14 protein-coding genes are annotated in these 18,663 nt (G+C 36.3%); all 14 read left to right on the plus strand.

Annotation, left to right across the window (positions count from 1 at the left end; genetic code table 11):
* Positions 1-42: 42 nt before the first annotated feature.
* The 14 genes from neuC to B5488_RS15235 all read left to right on the plus strand — a co-directional run bounded on the left by neuC (position 43) and on the right by B5488_RS15235 (position 18,620).
* Complete coding sequence (neuC, locus tag B5488_RS15170) at positions 43-1,200, plus strand: UDP-N-acetylglucosamine 2-epimerase (protein ID WP_079736032.1); 1,158 nt, start codon at positions 43-45, stop codon at positions 1,198-1,200.
* Positions 1,200-1,892 (plus strand): acylneuraminate cytidylyltransferase family protein, encoded by a 693-nt coding sequence (locus tag B5488_RS15175; RefSeq protein WP_079736033.1) that lies wholly within the window; start codon positions 1,200-1,202, stop codon positions 1,890-1,892. Before neuC ends, B5488_RS15175 begins: the two co-directional genes overlap by 1 nt.
* A complete protein-coding gene (asnB, locus tag B5488_RS15180) occupies positions 1,892-3,607 on the plus strand; it encodes an asparagine synthase (glutamine-hydrolyzing) (RefSeq protein ID WP_079736034.1) in 1,716 nt (571 codons plus the stop codon). The genes B5488_RS15175 and asnB overlap by 1 nt, the downstream gene beginning before the upstream one ends.
* A 98-nt stretch (positions 3,608-3,705) precedes the next feature.
* Positions 3,706-5,118: a hypothetical protein gene (locus B5488_RS15185; RefSeq protein ID WP_079736642.1), complete on the plus strand. Its 1,413-nt coding sequence runs from the start codon at positions 3,706-3,708 to the stop codon at positions 5,116-5,118.
* Positions 5,115-6,188, plus strand: coding sequence for a glycosyltransferase family 4 protein (locus B5488_RS15190; protein ID WP_231919750.1), 1,074 nt, complete (start codon positions 5,115-5,117; stop codon positions 6,186-6,188). The genes B5488_RS15185 and B5488_RS15190 overlap by 4 nt, the downstream gene beginning before the upstream one ends.
* Positions 6,189-6,216: 28 nt before the next feature.
* The gene (locus B5488_RS15195; protein WP_079736035.1) at positions 6,217-7,365 is read left to right on the plus strand and encodes a glycosyltransferase family 4 protein; all 1,149 of its coding nucleotides are present in this window, start codon (positions 6,217-6,219) and stop codon (positions 7,363-7,365) included.
* On the plus strand, positions 7,362-8,897 hold the full coding sequence (locus B5488_RS15200) for a glycosyltransferase family 2 protein (protein WP_079736036.1): 1,536 nt from the start codon (positions 7,362-7,364) through the stop codon (positions 8,895-8,897). Before B5488_RS15195 ends, B5488_RS15200 begins: the two co-directional genes overlap by 4 nt.
* Before the next feature lie 3 nt (positions 8,898-8,900).
* Positions 8,901-9,917, plus strand: a complete 1,017-nt coding sequence (locus B5488_RS15205; RefSeq protein ID WP_079736037.1) for a glycosyltransferase family 2 protein — start codon at positions 8,901-8,903, stop codon at positions 9,915-9,917.
* A complete protein-coding gene (locus tag B5488_RS15210; RefSeq protein WP_146128754.1) occupies positions 9,914-10,909 on the plus strand; it encodes a glucosamine inositolphosphorylceramide transferase family protein in 996 nt (331 codons plus the stop codon). The genes B5488_RS15205 and B5488_RS15210 overlap by 4 nt, the downstream gene beginning before the upstream one ends.
* Entirely contained in the window at positions 10,910-13,351 is a 2,442-nt protein-coding gene (locus B5488_RS15215; RefSeq protein WP_079736039.1) for a glycosyltransferase family 4 protein, read from the plus strand.
* Between the two features lie 128 nt (positions 13,352-13,479).
* Positions 13,480-14,799, plus strand: coding sequence for an O-antigen ligase family protein (locus B5488_RS15220; RefSeq protein WP_231919751.1), 1,320 nt, complete (start codon positions 13,480-13,482; stop codon positions 14,797-14,799).
* Complete coding sequence (locus B5488_RS15225) at positions 14,756-15,772, plus strand: glycosyltransferase family 4 protein (protein WP_079736040.1); 1,017 nt, start codon at positions 14,756-14,758, stop codon at positions 15,770-15,772. Before B5488_RS15220 ends, B5488_RS15225 begins: the two co-directional genes overlap by 44 nt.
* Positions 15,773-15,868: 96 nt before the next feature.
* Entirely contained in the window at positions 15,869-16,879 is a 1,011-nt protein-coding gene (locus tag B5488_RS15230; RefSeq protein WP_079736041.1) for a glycosyltransferase family 4 protein, read from the plus strand.
* 346 nt (positions 16,880-17,225) lie between these two features.
* Complete coding sequence (locus B5488_RS15235; protein ID WP_079736042.1) at positions 17,226-18,620, plus strand: exopolysaccharide biosynthesis polyprenyl glycosylphosphotransferase; 1,395 nt, start codon at positions 17,226-17,228, stop codon at positions 18,618-18,620.
* The last annotated feature ends 43 nt before the right edge of the window (positions 18,621-18,663 follow it).

Consider the following 18,663-nt stretch of genomic DNA (forward strand, 5'->3'; position numbering starts at 1 on the left):
TAAACAAATTTCCTACTTTAGCAAAACTAACTGAGAACTAAAATGCCCAAAAGAAAAATATGTGTAGTTGTTACCGCAAGGCCTTCTTATAGCAGAATAAAATCTGCTCTAAAGGCGATTCAGGAACATCCTGAACTGGAATTGCAGCTAGTGATTGCCGGCTCCGCCTTGTTAGATCGATATGGAAATGCGGTGGATTTTATTGAAAAAGATGGGTTCACAATTGCAGCCAAAGTTTTTATGGTCCTGGAAGGAGAGAATCCTACTACCATGGCGAAAACTACCGGGATAGGTGTGATGGAGCTAACAAATGTTTTCTATAATCTTCAGCCTGATGCGGTGGTGACTATAGCCGATAGGTTTGAGACCATTGCTACTTCCATTGCTGCCGCTTATCAGAATATTCCCCTGGTTCATATCCAGGGCGGCGAAGTTACCGGCAGTATAGACGAGAAAGTAAGACACGCCAACACCAAACTATCTGATCTGCATTTAGTTTCAAGTGATGATGCCAGGGCCAGGGTAATCAAATTGGGTGAAAACCCGGAAAAAGTTATTAATACTGGTTGTCCTTCTATAGATTTAGTGAAAGAGATTTGTGCTGAAGAGACACTGAATTTTGATCCAATTGAAAAATACGGCGGTGTAGGAGAAGAACTCAATTGGAAAGATGGCTATGCCGTGGTAATGCAGCACCCGGTAACTACCGAGTATCAAAAATCCCGAGAGCATATTACTGAAACCCTTGAAGCTATTAATAAATTAAACTATCCTGTTTTTTGGTTTTGGCCAAATGTTGATGCCGGTTCCGATGGCACTTCTAATGGAATTAGAACTTTCAGGGAAATGGTTAAGCCAAAAAGCATTCATTTTTTTAAAAATATGGAACCATTGGATTTTCTGAGACTCCTAAAGCATTCAAGTGCCTTAATTGGAAATTCAAGTGCAGGGATAAGAGAATGTTCCTACCTGGGATTACCGGTAGTAAATATTGGAAATAGACAAAACCGAAGGTTACGAGGGAAGAACGTAAGAGATGTTTCGCCTCAAAGGGATGAAATTTATGATGCGATGAAAGAGGTTATTAACTATAATAAATTCCCAGTCTCTAAAATTTATGGCAACGGAGAAGCCGGAAAGAAAATAGCAGAGATTTTGGCAAGCTCAGAACTCAGCTTTAGTAAAACAATAAATTACTAATGAAGATTCTTGGAATTATACCTGCCAGGGGCGGAAGCAAGGGAATTCCTGGCAAGAATATAAAGGTTCTGGCAGGAAAACCACTTTTAGGATATACTATCGAGGCAGCTTTAGATTCAAAACTGCTTACTCGATGTATCTTAAGTTCAGATTCTGAAAAGATTATAAATACAGGAAAACAGCTAGGGATAGAGGCGCCTTTTACCAGGCCTTCTCAACTTGCTGAAGATAATACTCCCTCTCTTGATGTTGTAAAGCACGCTTTATCATATTTTGAAAAAATCAATCAGGATTATGATGCTGTTTGCCTTCTTCAGCCAACAACTCCTTTTAGAAAAAAAGGCTTAATAGATGAAGCTATCAAAGAATTTGAGTTTGGAAATCATGATTCTCTTATAAGCGTTCGGGAGGTTCCTCACGAATTCAATCCGCATTGGGTGTTTGAAGAGCAGAATGGAGCACTGCAAATCGCTACGGGTGAGAAGAATATTATTCCACGCCGGCAGGAATTGCCAAAGGCATTTCATAGAGATGGGGCTATATATTTAGTCAAAACAGATATTATACTCAAAGAAAATTCGCTTTACGGAGAGAATATTGGATTTATTGAAAATTCAGATACTGATTATGTGAATCTTGATACCGAAGCCGACTGGATGAAAGCGGAAAGTATACTAAAAAGCAGGTCTTAATGTGCGGCATAGCTGGAATTATATCACCATTTGATCGTCAACGGGATCTGGAGCAAATGCTTGAATTACAAAAGCATCGTGGACCTGATAACACAGGGAAATTTAGTGATAGTGGCTTTGCTTATCTTGGACATAACAGGCTTTCAATTATAGATTTAAACGATGCTTCAAATCAGCCATTTTCTGATAATTCAGGTAGATACCAATTAAGTTTTAATGGTGAAATTTATAATTACCTTGAACTGCGTGAAGAATTAAAACCATTCTACGAATTTAAAACTGAGTCTGATACAGAAGTTCTAATGGCTGCTTATATTAAATTTGGGCAAGATTTTCTGGATAAGCTGAATGGGATGTTTTCTTTTGCGATATGGGATACAAAAGAAAAGTTTTTATTTGCTGCCCGTGACAGGTTTGGAGTTAAGCCATTTTATTATTCCAAAAATGCTGAAGAATTTTTCTACGCTAGTGAGATCAAGAGTATAACCGGAATCCTCAGAAACAATGAACCATCCTTAAAAGTATGGGCAAATTACTTCGCGTATGGATCATATGGTCTTCCCAGTGAAACTTTTTATCAGCATATTTTCCAATTACCGGCGGGGCATTTTCTAACCTTTAAGAATGGTGAGCTGAAAATTCAACAATGGTATGACTTCGTTGAGAATGTTCAGAAAGTTAAAGTTTATGATAATATTGAAGAAGCCAAAGCGAAATATCTTAGCCTCTTAAAGGACAGCATTTCGTTAAGATTTAGAGCCGATGTAGAAGTTGGTTTTAATATAAGTGGAGGAGTAGATAGTTCCCTTTTACTAGCTCTTGTGAATCAATATCAGGAGAAAGAAAAGATCAGTGCGTATACATTCTATTCAGATGATGAACGATATGATGAATTACCCTGGGTAAAAAAAATGATAGGGCAAACCGGAAATCCTTTATCAAAAATTCGACTTGATGTTAATGAAGTTAAAGAATTATCGAGAACCACAAGCATTATACAGGATGAACCATTTGGGGGATTTCCTACGATCGCTTATTCAAAAATATTCCGGCAGGCAAGGCAGGATAATGTGTTGGTACTTCTGGATGGTCAGGGGATGGATGAGCAATGGGCTGGATACGATTATTACCGTGGTGGCGATCATTCCAATAATATTCAGGGACAAAGAAGGAATTTCTCTCCTTTTAAAATAAATTGTTTGAGTAAAGAATTAATGAAATTTGCCGAAAAACCAAATTATCCTAAGCCTTTTGATAATCAACTCCAAAACCTACAATATAGAGACCTCTTCTATACAAAAATTCCAAGAGCCCTAAGATTCAATGATAGAATATCTATGGCTGCCAGTACCGAACTCAGGGAGCCATTTCTTGATTACCGATTAGTAGAATTTGCCTTTGCTCAATCTGAAAATTTTAAGATTAAAGGGAGTATACATAAATACCTGTTACGTGAACTCGTAAAAGAACTGGTACCTTTAGGGATTTCTTATGCACCAAAACGTCCCTTGCAAACACCTCAACGAGAATGGCTTGGTGACGAATTAAGTGTTTGGGTAGAAGCACAATTAAACAGAATAGCGGAAAGCCAATATGCTGATTGGTTTGATCTTGATGAATTGCAGAAGGAATGGCTAAAATATAAAGAAGGAGAGCGGCATAGTAGTTTTCACATCTGGCAATGGGTGAATGCAAGTTTTTTGCTTTACCAATAAACTAATCGCTTAGGCTTGTAGTTAATTTCTAATTATATTTGAACACGAATTTAGCCTAATATTAGTGTAAATGCTTATTCAAGAAAATGACTAAAAAAATGGATTCCGATAACACTTTAGGCTTGGTGATTACTGACGGGGTTGGTTTTCGGAACTTTTTTTTAAGCGGTTTTTTAGAAGAAATAAAGTCGAAATTTCAGCAAATAATTATTTTTTCTGCGCTTCCCAGCTCAGTTTTCAACGAATTTGATCTTTCCGGTTGTGTGTTGGTGCATCTGGAAGATTATCGTGAATCAGGTTTTAACTGGTTTTTTAGAAAAACCAAGGAGCTAGCCCATCTTAAGAAAAATGCTGGGAATAATTTTGGGTTTCAGGATAATCTAAGGGCAAATTATACTCAATCAAATTCAAGAAGGGGTAAACTTGTTAGATTCGCTTATAAGCTTAGCGAGCATTTTAATTCTGAAGAATCAATAGACAGGTTCTACCGGCTTCAACAAAAAAGTTTTGCAAATCATTCTTCAACTAAAAATTATAGAAAACTTTTAAGTCAGTATAAACCTGGTCTTCTTTTTTTTACTCATCAAAGACCTCCTTATATCGCGCCACTTTTATACGCGGCGGGAAAAGAAAAAATAAAAACCTGCAGCTTTATCTTCAGTTGGGATAATCTTGCTTCTAAAGGAAGAATGGCGGGAAATTTTAATCATTATTTGGTATGGAGTGGGTTGATGAAAGAGGAGTTACTTCAATTTTATGGTAGAATTTCGGATGAACAGGTTCAAGTTGTGGGAACTCCACAGTTTGAACCTTATGTGATGCCAGAGTACAGTAGTACTAAAAATGAATTCCATAATCGGTTTGACCTGGATTCTAAATTGAAGACTATTTGCTTTAGTTGTGGAGATGTCTCAACCAGTGCAAACGATCCGTTATATATTGAAACCATAGCCGCGGCTTTAATAAAAAATGAAATTGAGGAAAGTCTTAATTTTCTTGTAAGAACTTCCCCAGCAGAGGAACCTGAAAGATTTACTTATTTACGAGAAAAATATCCGTTTATAAAGTGGAATTATCCCGCCTGGACACAAAGCAGAAGTGATCATTCTGAAACCTGGTCGCAACGAATTCCCTCAACCAAAGATCTTAAAGACCTTAGGATGATTTTAGAATTTTCAGACCTGGGTATTAATATGTGTTCTACAATGAGCCTGGATTTTATGGTTTTCGATAAACCGGTAATAAATCCCGTGTTTGGAAACGAATATAACGGGCTTTATAACGATCAGCGCTTTTTAAAATATGCCCACTATAAAAAAGTTGTTGAAAGCGGTGCGGTTATAATAGCCAAAAATAAAAAGGAATTAATAGCAGGAATAAATACATATTTAGAAAAACCAGGCTTGCATTCCCCGGAACGTAAATCTTTATTGCGATTGCAAATAGGTAAACCTCTTAAGGGAACTAGTGCAGGGATTGCCGCTTCCCTAAAACAACTTTCCACAGCTTGAAAAATTCAAAACATATAGCAGTAATTTGCAATTATGAATTAAAACCGGAAAGGATAGGCGGAATGGATCGCTTCTTTATAGCCTACAACCAGGCTTGTAAAGAAAAAGGTCATGAAATAGATTGGTTTTTTAATAACAGCCAGGTTCATTCTTTTTATAAAAATTTAAAGGTTTTTGCTTCTGAGGGAATTTCTGCAGAAAATCACTTTCTTGAATATTCAAAGGATTTAAAACAGTATGATATTGTAATTACTCATTTCGTTGCCCTATGTACACCTTTTTTTCAGAAGTTAAAAAATGAACAGGAAGCTTATATAATTGCGGTAGATCATAATCCAAGACCGCTTAATGGATTTTCTATTAAAAAGAAACTGAGGAATAAGATCAAGGGGCTTTTATATGCTAAGTATATTGATTGTTTCGTAGGAGTATCGAAATATACTGTTAATTGTATTTTAGATGATTACGGTAATCATTTAAAAAGGAAGACGGTACTTGTTTATAACGGAGTAAAAACTTCTTTATATGAAGAAAGAAAATCCGAAAATTTTGGAAAAATGATCGTGGCTTCTCATTTGAGAGAATCAAAAGGGATTCAGGATCTCATTGAGGCTGTGAATTTGTTGCCTGAAGAAAATAAAGTCTTGCTTAAAATTGATATATACGGAGAAGGTCCAATGCGAAAGGAACTAGAACGGACAGTAGAGTTATATCACCTGGAAAATCAAACCACTTTTAAAGGTAGTTCTTCTGAATTGCCTAATCTGTTGCAAGAATATTCTTTTTTATTGCAGCCTACCTACATGGAATGTTTTAGCCTATCTATATTGGAAGCTATGGCGGCAAATGTACCGGTAATTACCACGTCGGTTGGTGGTAATCTTGAAGTAGTGGAAAATGAAATAAATGGATTTATTTTTGAGCCCGGGAATATCCAGCAGCTTTCAGAAATTATTTGTGATATTCTCCAAAATAAAAAAATAATTCAACAGCCGGTAAATACCTTAATTGAGAATAAATATTATCTTGAGAAAATGGTAGCTGATCATTTAAGTCTCTTAGATAGATGATCCCAGTCTAATTCAGTCCCTGTTTTATATGCACATAGCTTTTTTAACTCCGGAATATCCTCATACTGCCTGCACTGCTTCGGGGGGATTGGGAACCAGTATAAAAAATCTGGCGTATTCCCTGGTGAAAAATGATGTTGAAGTGAGTTTAGTGATATATGATCAGAAATCAGATAGGAATTTTGAAGAAGATGGGATACAATTCTATCTGATACAACAGAAAAAATATAAACTAGGAGGCTGGTATTTTTACAGAAAGTATTTACAAAACTTTTTAAACAGGCTTTCAAAAGAGCAACATATCGATATTATAGAAGCGGCCGATTGGACCGGGATTACTGCTTTTATGCAAATAAATATTCCATTGATTATAAGACTACACGGGAGTGATACTTATTTTTGTGCTTTGGAGCAAAGAAAGCAAAAATTGAAAAACAGGTGGTTTGAAGAAAAGGCTCTGAAAAATGCAGATCACCTAATTTCAGTAAGTGCGTTTACCGGGAATAAAACGGTGAGTCTTTTCAATTTGAAGAAAGATTTTTTCATAATTCCAAACGGAATAGACATTGAAGAGTTTCATCCTTTTGGCAAGAATGCCCAACCCAATCAATTGTTTTATTTTGGTAGTCTTATTAGAAAAAAGGGAATTCTTGAGCTGCCAGAAATTTTTAATATTATAATTTCAAAAAAACCGGATGCACAGCTTATTGTAGCAGGAAGAGATGTGATTGATATTAAAGAAAATGAGTCTACGCTGAAGCTATTTAAATCCAGATTACAAAAAAGGGCCCGAAATAATTTTGCTTATCTAGGAGAGATACCGTACCAGAAAATAAAAGATGTTTTAAACAATTCCGCAGTGGTTGTGTTACCGAGTTTTGCTGAGGCTTTGCCGATGACCTGGCTGGAAGCAATGGCAATGGAAAAGCCACTGGTTACCTCAAACATTGGTTGGGCAAAAGAAGTAATGCTTAACGGGGTAACTGGATTTACTGAAGATCCTAAAGATCATAAAGCTTACGCAGAAAAAATCCTTTACTTGTTAGATAATACTTGTGAGGCGGCTGAAATGGCTAAGGCGGCTAGAAATAGAGTAAAAAAGAAATTTTCTACAGAAGTAGTGGTAGATCAGAATATTAAGTTCTATAATTCTGTATTAAAACCTGATTCGAATTGATTATTATTTCTCATATAAATGCAAAAAAGCAAGTGCAGGTTATTAGGAATGATAACCCACAGACCGGATTTTCTGAATCACTCGTAAAAGCATTTTGGGAGGTATGCGAAAAATATCCAAAAGATCTAATTTTATGGAAGGAAAAAGGTATAGAGATCAATACCGAATCTATTGATGAGGTATTTCAACACTCATTAGTTATGGCCTCTTATTCGGTTAAGGAATACTTTATTCCTGATACTATTGGTTATGTAGATCAGCTGCCTTTTGTTAATCCCAGTAAAAACGTGAAATATCCTACCTGGAGGATGAGTGTGGCTATTGGGGGCGTGTATGGGGAAACTGCACTAAGATTAAAATCTCCTTTGAAAGGGATCAATAATTTCGGTGTTCTAATTAATAGTATCGCCAAGGTAGGGCAACAGAACTCCCTATTTTGCTATAGCCATCCGGCTTTGTTGAAAAAAAGCAACAGGAAATTGAGTATAGTTAAAGCAGAGACAAAAGATCTCTTTTCCTTTGTTGCTCAACATTACAAAAAAGTAAGATTACTTATATTATTATTTTGCTTTATTCGATATGAAAAAAAATTCCCGATTTGGTCTTTCCTTACCAGTATTTTTAAAAAATCATTTTTTCAGTTTCAGGTGGAGCTTCCTGAATTAGAGAAAAGCCTGGAATGGATCAATAATGAAAGCATTGACGTTATTATTCCAACCCTAGGTAGGCCGAAATATTTAAAGAATGTTTTAATAGATTTGAAAAATCAAAAATTACTACCTGCCAGGGTCATAATTGTAGAGCAAAATCCTGAGGTAAACTCAGAGTCAGCATTAGACTATTTAAAATCTGAAACCTGGCCTTTTGAGATTGTTCACCATTTCACCCATCAATTAGGAGCGTGTAATGCCAGAAATATTGCGCTGGATCAGGTAAAATCTCATTGGGTATTTTTTGCGGATGATGATATAAGGTTTGAAGATGCGGTTCTTCGTGATGCATTGAGGGAATTAGATCGTCTAAAAGTAAATGCACTAAATATAAATTGCCTTCAGCCAGGAGAAAAGCTTGTATTTTCGAAAATTAAACAATGGGGTGCTTTTGGCTCAGGAACCTCAATAGTAAAAGCGGATATTGCAAAGAACTGTCGTTTTTCCAGAGAATTTGAGAATGGTTTTGGAGAAGATACCGATTATGGTATAAGCTTAAGAAATTCTGGATGTGATATTATTTATCATCCAGATATAGCGATTAGACACCTTAAGGCTTCCCGCGGTGGATTTAGGAAGGTGCATCAGTTAAATAATCAACAAAGTCATTTAAAGCAGCCAAAACCTTCGCCAACCATGATGCTATTGGTGAAAAAACATTTTAATGAAAAAATGGAGAAAGGATATAAGATGAACTTATTTCTTAAATTTTATAAGAAACAACCTATCAAAAATCCATTTACATATTACAAATCAATGCAAGGTCGATGGAGTTTAAGCGAAACACTGAGTCAGGAAATAAAGGATTCTATTAGAAACTGAAGAATGGAAAAAATCCCTGAAACATTGAATTTTAGCCTTGTAGTTTGCACCTACAAGAGACATGAATCGCTTTTTAAGCTGCTAAAATCTTTAGAGAATCAAACTGTTTATCCTAATAAAATACTAATTATTGACGGCTCACCAGATGCTAAAACCGAAGATCTTCTAAAGAAAGAAAGCTTTAGGAATTTAGAATATTTTAAGGTTAAGCCTAAAAATAGAGGGTTAACCAAACAAAGAAATTTCGGTATAGAAAGAGTAGCCACTTCTTCTGAAGTTGTTTGTTTCCTGGATGATGATATTGTGCTTACTCCAACATATTTCCAAAATCTTTTAAATACTTACCGAAAATTTCCTGATGCCCTGGGAGTTGGGGGTTATATTAAAAATGAAATAGATTGGATAAAAGATAAGGAGGTTATAAAATTTGATGAATTTGAATATGATGGATTTTCAAGAAAATTGGCGAGCAGGCACTTACTTAGAAAGAAACTAGGCTTACAGCCAGATGTTCCACCTGGTTACATGCCCGATTTTTCAAATGGCTATGCCATAGGATTTCTACCTCCGACCGGGAAAAGCTATAAAGTAGAAAGTTTTATGGGGGGTGTGGCTTCCTACCGAAAAGGAATTTTTGATAAAATTAATTTTTCATCTTATTTTGAAGGCTATGGCCTTTATGAAGACATGGATTTTTGCCTGAGAGCTTCAAAATTAGGTCAGTTATACGTTAATACCTCAGCACAACTTTATCATCATCACAATGAATCTGGCCGTCCCAATCAGTTTAAATACGGTAAAATGGTATTAAGGAATGGTTGGTATGTATGGCGAGTAAAATATCCTTCACCAGATTTAAAGTCGAGGATAAAATGGCACGCTACTGCTTTTTTATTAACTTTAGTTCGATTCAGTAATGTATTTACAACTTCACAAAGAAAAAAGGCTTTGACCGAGAGTCTGGGGCGAGTGGCAGGATGGTGGAGTTTACTCTGGAATAAACCGAAAAGTGATAAATGAGAAAACCTATAATTAAGTTTGCTGTTATCGCATTTTGTCTTGGATTGATCGTTCTCATGATCTTTAACTATAGATATCCTTTTATAACTCCAGCAATCGGAAATTGGTCAGTTGGTTATATGCAAACCCAAAAGTTGTTTCCTGCACCAAAATTGGACGAAAAAAACATTTTTAGTTACAAAGAAATTGATGCTTTAATTCCCGAAGATATCTGTTATATAGCTGACCCTTTTTTTATTCAGGATAGGTCGAAATTTTATCTCTTTACCGAGTTAAAGGGAAGAGGGAATGCCAATATTGCTTTGTTCTCATCAGAGGATGGAAAGAATTATCAATACCAGGGAATCGTTCTGGATGAAGATTTTCATCTTTCTTATCCGCAAGTCTTTAAATATAAGCATGAATATTATATGCTCCCGGAAACTAAGGGAAGCGGAAATGTTTTATTATATAAAGCAAGAAATTTTCCATTCGAATGGAAGATTGAAGATACCCTGCTTCATGAAACTTTAATTAAAGACCCTTCTATTTTATTAAGTGAAGAACTGAACCTTATAGTGGGGGTAAATGATAATCTTGAACAATTTTTCTTTACCGCTGATTCTTTAGAAGGAAAATGGAAAGAACATCCAAATTATAAATCGAGATGGGGGGATGAGAGTAGACCAGGAGGGCGATTTTTCAAAGTAAATGAAGAATGGTATTTGCCTGTTCAAAACAGAACACTGGGATATGGAACCGGTATTTCAATACATAAACTGGAGAGTAATTCTGGACAATTAGAGTTAACTTTAGCCCACCACATGTATCTCGGTCCTCAACTAGAAATTCCCTGGTTTAATCGTGGGATGCATCACCTGGATGTACAGTCAAACGAAAAGGGATATTATATGGTATATGATGGTGATAGAAATACAACTGGAGAAAAGACATTTCAATATAAGAGAACTTTAAAATTTAATTTTATAGATATCTATAATCTTTTTCAATAAATGCGTTTCGCTGTAATCACATATATTCCACACTCAATTCAAAATAATAGATACTACAGCTATGCGCCTTATATTAGGGAGATGAATATGTGGTTTAAGCATGTAGGAGAGGTTGAAATAGTGGCCCCCCTGGCCCCCAATCCCCCCAGCCCCCGGAGGGGGAGTTTTTCTGGTGAAGCTTATGAGCATGTATGTCTTAGCTTTACGACAGTTCCATCTTTTCATTTATTGAATTTTTCGGGGGTATTAGATTCGATTATAAAGATTCCGTTTATTTTCTTTAGAATACTGGGTACAATGCGTTGTGCCGATCATATTCATTTAAGATGCCCTGGCAATATCAGCTTACTAGGTTGTATAGCCCAGGTCTTTTTTCCAAACAAACCTAAATCTGTAAAATATGCAGGAAACTGGGATCCCGAGGCCAAACAGCCCTGGACTTACAGGCTGCAGAAATGGATTTTAGGTAATAAGTTCTTGAGTAGGAACATCAAAGTGTTGGTGTATGGCGATTGCCTAAACCAGTCAGATAATATAATTTCTTTTTTTACCGCGAGTTTTTCAGAAAAGCAAAGGGAATCTATTGTAAAAGATTTCGAACAGCCCTATAAATTCATCTTTACGGGAAACCTGGTAAATGGCAAGGGAATTTTTGAAGCTATTGACCTTATTGAAAGTCTTAAAAATAAGGGAGTGATTTCAGAACTTGATATCTATGGTGACGGAGTACTGGATAATTCTTTAAGATCGTATATTCAAAAGAAAGAACTCCAAAATCTCGTAAAACTAAGAGGCCGTAAAAGTCTGGAAGAATTAAAGCAGGCTTATAAAAAAGCACATTTTGTTGTTTTACTCTCAAATAGTGAGGGCTGGCCTAAAGCCTTGGCGGAAGGGATGTGGTTTGGCTGTATTCCCGTCGCTACGCCTGTTTCTTGTGTGCCGTGGATGGTAAATTATGGCGATCGTGGTATATTAATTCCCAATGCAGAAAGGGTAAACGAAAATAAAGGGGAGAGATCACTTGTTTTGGAAGAGCAGATTTCAAGAATAACAGGACTTTTAGAAAATCCCGAAAAATTGAAGCAAATGTCTTTTGCGGCTCAGAAATGGAGTCAGCAATATACGTTAGAGAGGTTTGAAAAGGCAATCCAGGAAATTTTAGGAAAAACACCTATAAACTACAGATCCCAAAATATAAAATCCATTCCAGCAACCGGTTACCCAAAACCGACAACTCACAACCGAGAAGCTATAACCGATAACTCTATACAACAAACTCTAAACAAACAGAGAACCGAAAACCCACAACCCACAACTGAAAACCCAAAACCCACAACCGACAACTGTGAACAACAAACCCCAAACCAGGAACCTTTAAGAATACTGCAATTAATAGATAGTTTACGACCCGGTGGTGCAGAACGGATGGCGATAAATACCGCTAATTCGTTAGAGCCATTTGTGAAAGGATCTTTCTTATGTTGTACACGACAGGAAGGTTTACTAAAAGAAGAATTAAAACCTGAGGTGGGATATCTGTTTTTGAATAAAAAATCCAGTCTTGATCCAAAAGCGATTATAAAACTAACGAATTATATTCGTGAGAATAAAATTGACATTATTCATGCTCATGGAACCTCCTGGTTTTTGGGAGTGTTGATGAAGATATCGAGTAAAGTAAAACTCGTATGGCACGATCATTATGGAGAAAGTGAAAATTTGGAAGCTAGAAGCATAAAAGTTCTTAAGCCACTTTCAGGATATTTTGATGGAATTATATCTGTAAATAAAGTTCTAAAAAGATGGGCTGAAAAAACACTGAAGACTGAATCAGTGATTCATTTAAATAACTTTATTTCTGAAAATGGAATAAGAAGTTCATTTCCAAAATTAAAAGGAGAAATTGGCAGTTTTAAGATTATTTGTGTTGGAAATATAAGACCGCAAAAAGATCATCTCAATCTCTTGAGGGCTTTCGAAATAGCGGCGGCTTCTAACCGGATGATTAGTTTACATTTAGTAGGGGAAGATCCTGGCACTGCACACTCTAAAGCTGTGCTGGAACAAATTTCTTCATCGGCAGCCGCTGATAGAATCTTTTTCTATGGAACCCAAAAGAATATCCCTAAAATATTGGAGCAGGCGAACCTGGGAATTTTATCATCTCGTTCAGAAGGTATGCCTTTGGCCTTACTGGAATATGGAATGGCAACTCTGCCTGTTGTATGCACAAATATTGGGCAGATTCCAGAAGTAGTCGGAAGCGCCGGAATTTTGGTGGAACGGAACAACTCCGAAGAACTTGCTCAGGCAATTTTAAGTTTTGCCGAAAATAATGAACTTTGCTTACTTAAAGGAGCAGAACTAAAAAGTAGGATAAGTTCTCGATTTGGAGAAAATTCCTATAGATTAGATTTACTGGAATTCTACAATAGAATTTGAGTTTATTCAAGCAAAATCTTTTTGGAACAAGTTAAGAAATGAAGAGGTTTTAGGATTTATTAAACTTAGTTATATATAAAAGGAACCCTATTAAAAAGCTAGAATACATAAACTATCTAAAATTACTATTGCTTCATCTTTTGATAGCGGTGGTGGTATATATATATAGACCTGCTGGGCAATTTTTATTATTTGGCACCCTGGGTTTCTGGCTGGTGTATGTTATTTTAAAAGAAAATAAAAACAACGAAGCATTAATGGCAGCTGCTTATATTTCCGGAGCAGAAGTTTTATATCGGATGACGGGTTCGATGGTTTTTTACGAAACCGGTAAGTATTCGGTTATTTTATTTCTTCTTATCGGAATGTTTTATAAAGGAACTTCTTCAAAAACTGTTTCCTATTGGTTTTACCTACTTATTCTATTTCCCGGGGTGGTAGTCGCTTCGTTTACTTTAGATTATGATGTGGTGTTTAGAAAAGCTGTTGCTTTTAACCTTAGCGGTCCCGTGACTTTAGGGGTTTCTGCATTGTATTGCTACTATAAGAAAATAACAAAAACACAATTTAACTATGTGCTGCTGATGCTTTTATTACCACTTGTAGCTAATATGATTTATTTGTTTTTATACACCCCAAGTATTGGGGAAGCTTTAATGAGTGGAACAAATTCAAATTATGCTACCTCGGGTGGTTATGGCCCTAATCAAATTTCTACAGTTATGGGAATGGGCGCGATAATTTTATTTACCCGTTTTTTTCTAATTAAGAATAAAACAATAAATTTTATTGACCTGGGATTACTTGCCTTAATGACTTATCGAGCAATTATAACTTTTTCCAGGGGTGGGGTTTTAACGGCAGTTATTTGCATCATGGCTTTTGTATTGGTTTATTTTTATAAGCAAGATAGTAGAGAGCAAAGCAAGATTGTTTTTAAAATGGGAGTCTTTGGAATTATAGGTGTTATGATATGGCTGTTTACAGCTTTTAAAACTGAAGGGCTCATTGTAAATAGATATACTAACAGGGACGCAGCTGGAAGATTGGAAGATGATATTACCACAGGAAGAACAGAACTTATTATTACCGAGTTGCAGGGTTTTTATTATAATCCGGTAATTGGTATTGGTGTGGGGAAGGGAAAAGGGATGCGAAGCGAAATGACGGGAACAGCCACTGCTTCCCATAATGAAATTAGCAGGTTACTCTCAGAACATGGACTTCTAGGATTGGTTGCGATTCTAATTCTTATCTTAGTTCCCATAATTTTCTGGACTAAGTTTAAGAACAATTATTATTTTTTGGCGTTCTTAGCATTTTGGTTCTTAACCATTAATCATTCGGCTATGCGAATTGCCTTACCGGGCTTCGTTTACGGATTGGCCTTATTATATATAGTAGATGACAAAAAGCATCCTGTACATAGGAAACGACTTACAGATTAATAGCTTTACGGCTACCTACATTTCTTTTTTCAGCAAAATGCTGCGAAAGGAAGGCTACAAGGTAAAAACGGCTTCTACCCGGAGCAATAAGGCGTTACGCTTAATCGAAATGCTCGGACTTATTGTTCGCTACCATAAAACTACCGATATTGTACTTATCGATACTTACGGGGCCATGAATTTTTATTACGCCTACCTGGTGGCTAAAACCTGCCAGGCCTATAATGTAGATTATATTCCCATTCTTCACGGCGGAAATCTGCCCGAACGTTTAAGCGCTACAAAAAAATATAGTCAGAGTCTTTTCGGAAAAGCGAAGATCAATATAGCGCCCTCTAAATTTTTATATGATATTTTTAAAGCTGAAGGTTTTCATAATACTAAGATTATTCCCAATGCAATCCAGATGGAGAATTACCCCTTTAAGAAGCGGGAGAATTTTCAGCCGAAATTATTGTGGGTAAGACGATTTCAGAAACGCTATAATCCTGTCATGGCTTTGGAAGTTCTTTTATTGCTTAAAAAAGACTACCCAAATGCTAAACTTTGCATGGTAGGCCCTGATAAAGATGGGACGATGAAAACCTGTAAAAAGTTTGCTGTAAACCATGGGCTTAATATTGAATTTCCGGGGAAACTAAAGAAAAAAGCCTGGGCAAAACTATCAAAAGACTACGATTTTTTCATTAACACCACAAACATAGATAATACGCCAATTAGCGTTATAGAAGCCATGAGCCTGGGACTTGCAGTGGTTTCTACCAACGTAGGAGGAATGCCCATGCTAATCAATAATAATTCTGATGGTGTCCTCGTGCCGGTAAACGATGCCAAAACTATGGCTGCGGAAATTACTAAACTTATTGAAGATCCTGGAAAAGCCAGGACTCTTACCGAAAATGCCCGAAATAAAGTTGAGGACTTTGCCTGGGAGAAAGTAAAGACCGACTGGAATAGGGTGCTCAATTCATGAAACCAGCACGATGCTGGACCCAGAGATTGGCCACAAGCCGAAGTATAATTATAAATTTGTTCCTAATTCCAACCTTATGGTTAAAAATATAAACAGATGAAAAAACTGCTTTATATTGGCAATGAATTGGAAGATCGGGGCGGGGCGCCCACATCTATAGATCAATTATCACCCTTATTGAGAAATGAAGGTTTTGAGGTGAAAACATCTTCCTCTCATAAAAACCAGGCGTTGAGGTTATCTGAAATGCTAACTTCTATAATTAAGAATAAATCCTGGACAAATTATGTGTTGATAGATACATATAGCACAAGAAATTTCTGGTATGCAGTGCTAACGGCCCAACTTTGTGAAAATTTACAACTTGATTATATTCTACTACTTCACGGTGGTGGTCTTCCCAGGAGATTAAAAAAAAATCCTCAGTTATCAGCCTCTTTATTTAAAAATGCTAAACTGAATATTGTGCCTTCACGCTATCTTTTTGAAGTATTTCAACAAGCAGGATTTACTAATTTAAAATACATTCCAAATTCTATTTTTCTGCAAGATTATCCATTTAAACTTAGAAAAAATTTAAAACCAAAACTGTTTTGGGTACGTGCTTTTGCTGAAATCTACAACCCAATGCTTGCGATAAAAGTTCTGGAAGCTTTATTAATTGATTATCCCGATGCCGAACTTTGTATGGTTGGTCCGGAAAAAGATAAATCTTATAAGGAATGCGTGAATTACGCCGAAAAAAATAAGTTGCCGGTTAAATTCACAGGGAAATTGACTAAATCTGAATGGACCGCCCTTTCAAAAGATTACGACATTTTTCTTAACACAACCAATGTAGATAACACCCCGGTAAGTTTAATAGAAGCAATGGCTCTGGGTTTCCCAATTGTCTCTACAAATGTTGGCGGAATTCCTTATTTACTTCAGAATAAGAAAACAGGTTTGTTGGTGCCATTAAATGAAAAAACAGCAATGCTAAATGCAATTAAGGAACTTCTTCAAAATCCTAATTTAGCTGAAAGTTTAAGTCAAAACGCCCGACGCCAGGCAGAGAATTTCGATTGGGAGATAGTAAAGAAGGATTGGAAAGAAATTTTACGATAAACATACCGCCTCGCTGAGGTTTTTAATTAAAGACCTTTTGTGGTCATGCTGAATTTACTTCGGGAATCTAATATGAAAGTAATTCCACTTCAACTTAGACCTCCGAATAAATTCCGGAGCAGGCTTTGAAACAAGTTCAAGGGGACGGTAAATTGAGAATTGTATTCAAGATGAAGTAGAATTATGTTTTACGTCATGCTAAATTTTGCGCGAGAGGGTGAAAGTTTAAGGGTTTTTTAGAAAAATATTAGTGCATTCGAGGCCGAGATGCTTTTGTTTCATTTTCCTGTAATAAAAGTGGCAGAAATCAAAAAAATTCTATCTTTAACCCGTAAGTAAGTAAGCTATGTCCCAACGGCCACTTGTACATTTTGAAATCTCTGAGCGCAAGGTATTACTGCGTTTATTAGACTCGCTTTGTATTTTAACCTGCCTTAGCCTGATAGGAATTATCTTTGATTTCGATTATTTTAGAATAACTTCCCAAAACTGGTATTGGACACTGGTATTACTTCTCTATTTTAACCTTTTTGCCAGTATTTTTGAACTCTATGATCTTCAAAAAGCTTCAAATTTTGACAGTGTTTTACAAAATTCGATGTTAAGCTCCGGGGCTACAGTTTTATTTTATATGCTGACGCCTTTTTTAACACCCAGTCTGCCCGAAAATCGGTTGCAAATTCTCTTTTTCTTTCTTGCTATTTTAATTCCGCTGCTTTTATGGCGTCTTGTGTATATCACTTTAATTTCTTCCCCGAGATTTTATAAAAGGGTTTTGGTGGTAGGGAATTCTTTTGATATAAACCTTATTAGTTCCGATCTTCAAAAATCAGATCCCAATTATGTGGTGGTGGGTTATATTAAAACCGAAGACCGTATTTCTTCAGAAATAGATGAAGATAAGCTAATTAGGTTTGAGGTTAAAGACCTTACGGAAGCTATTAAAGAGCACCATATAAACGAAATTGTGGTGGCGAGTGGTTACAAAGAAGGTTTGATGCTGGCTCTCTACAATCAACTTAGTGTGTTGCTGAAAGCAGGTTTTCCTATTAAAGATTATACCCAGGTTTATGAGGAAATTACCCAGCGAATTCCCGTGCAGCACGTAGATAAAGATTTTTACCGATATTTTCCTTTTAGCCGAAGCAATCAGAATAAATTTTATCAATTTTTCTTTAGAATATTTGATATTATTATCGCGTTAATAGGATTGACTTTTTTGATACTAATGCTGCCTATTATTTTAATAGCCAACTTCCTTGGCAACCGTGGTTCCCTTTTTTACCGGCAGGAAAGAATTGGTAAGTATGGAGAAGTTTTTAGGATTTTAAAATTGAGGACTATGGTAAAAGATGCTGAGCCCAATGGCCCTCAATATGCCCAAAAGAACGATTTACGTACTACTCGCTTCGGAAAGTTTTTGAGAAGGTCCCGTCTCGATGAAATCCCGCAGTTTTATAATGTTTTAAAAGGTGAAATGAGCCTGATAGGGCCAAGACCGGAAAGGCCGGTTTTTGTCCGTGAATTATCTGAGGTGATTCCCTTTTACGAAACACGACACGTGGTAAAACCAGGTTTAACCGGTTGGGCGCAAGTAAAAGCAGATTATGGGAATTGCCATACCGATAGCCTGGTAAAACTTCAGTATGATCTCTATTACATAAAACACCGAGGAATTTTCCTTGACCTGAATATTATCCTGAAAACTCTAAGCACCGTTATTTTCTTTCGAGGGCAATAGTTCAGTTCTCAGTTGGCAGTGCGCAGTAGCAGTAAGCAGGAAA

It is taken from the genome of Salegentibacter salegens (genome assembly GCF_900142975.1).
GTDB lineage: Bacteria > Bacteroidota > Bacteroidia > Flavobacteriales > Flavobacteriaceae > Salegentibacter > Salegentibacter salegens.

Coding starts and splice junctions, on each gene's coding strand:
- B5488_RS15215 (WP_079736039.1), top strand. CDS start 10,910: ATGCGTTTCGCTGTAATCACATATATTCCACACTCAATTCAAAATAAT.
- B5488_RS15210 (WP_146128754.1), top strand. CDS start 9,914: ATGAGAAAACCTATAATTAAGTTTGCTGTTATCGCATTTTGTCTTGGA.
- B5488_RS15195 (WP_079736035.1), top strand. CDS start 6,217: ATGCACATAGCTTTTTTAACTCCGGAATATCCTCATACTGCCTGCACT.
- B5488_RS15205 (WP_079736037.1), top strand. CDS start 8,901: ATGGAAAAAATCCCTGAAACATTGAATTTTAGCCTTGTAGTTTGCACC.
- B5488_RS15175 (WP_079736033.1), top strand. CDS start 1,200: ATGAAGATTCTTGGAATTATACCTGCCAGGGGCGGAAGCAAGGGAATT.
- asnB (WP_079736034.1), top strand. CDS start 1,892: ATGTGCGGCATAGCTGGAATTATATCACCATTTGATCGTCAACGGGAT.
- B5488_RS15225 (WP_079736040.1), top strand. CDS start 14,756: ATGACAAAAAGCATCCTGTACATAGGAAACGACTTACAGATTAATAGC.
- neuC (WP_079736032.1), top strand. CDS start 43: ATGCCCAAAAGAAAAATATGTGTAGTTGTTACCGCAAGGCCTTCTTAT.
- B5488_RS15235 (WP_079736042.1), top strand. CDS start 17,226: ATGTCCCAACGGCCACTTGTACATTTTGAAATCTCTGAGCGCAAGGTA.
- B5488_RS15185 (WP_079736642.1), top strand. CDS start 3,706: ATGGATTCCGATAACACTTTAGGCTTGGTGATTACTGACGGGGTTGGT.
- B5488_RS15230 (WP_079736041.1), top strand. CDS start 15,869: ATGAAAAAACTGCTTTATATTGGCAATGAATTGGAAGATCGGGGCGGG.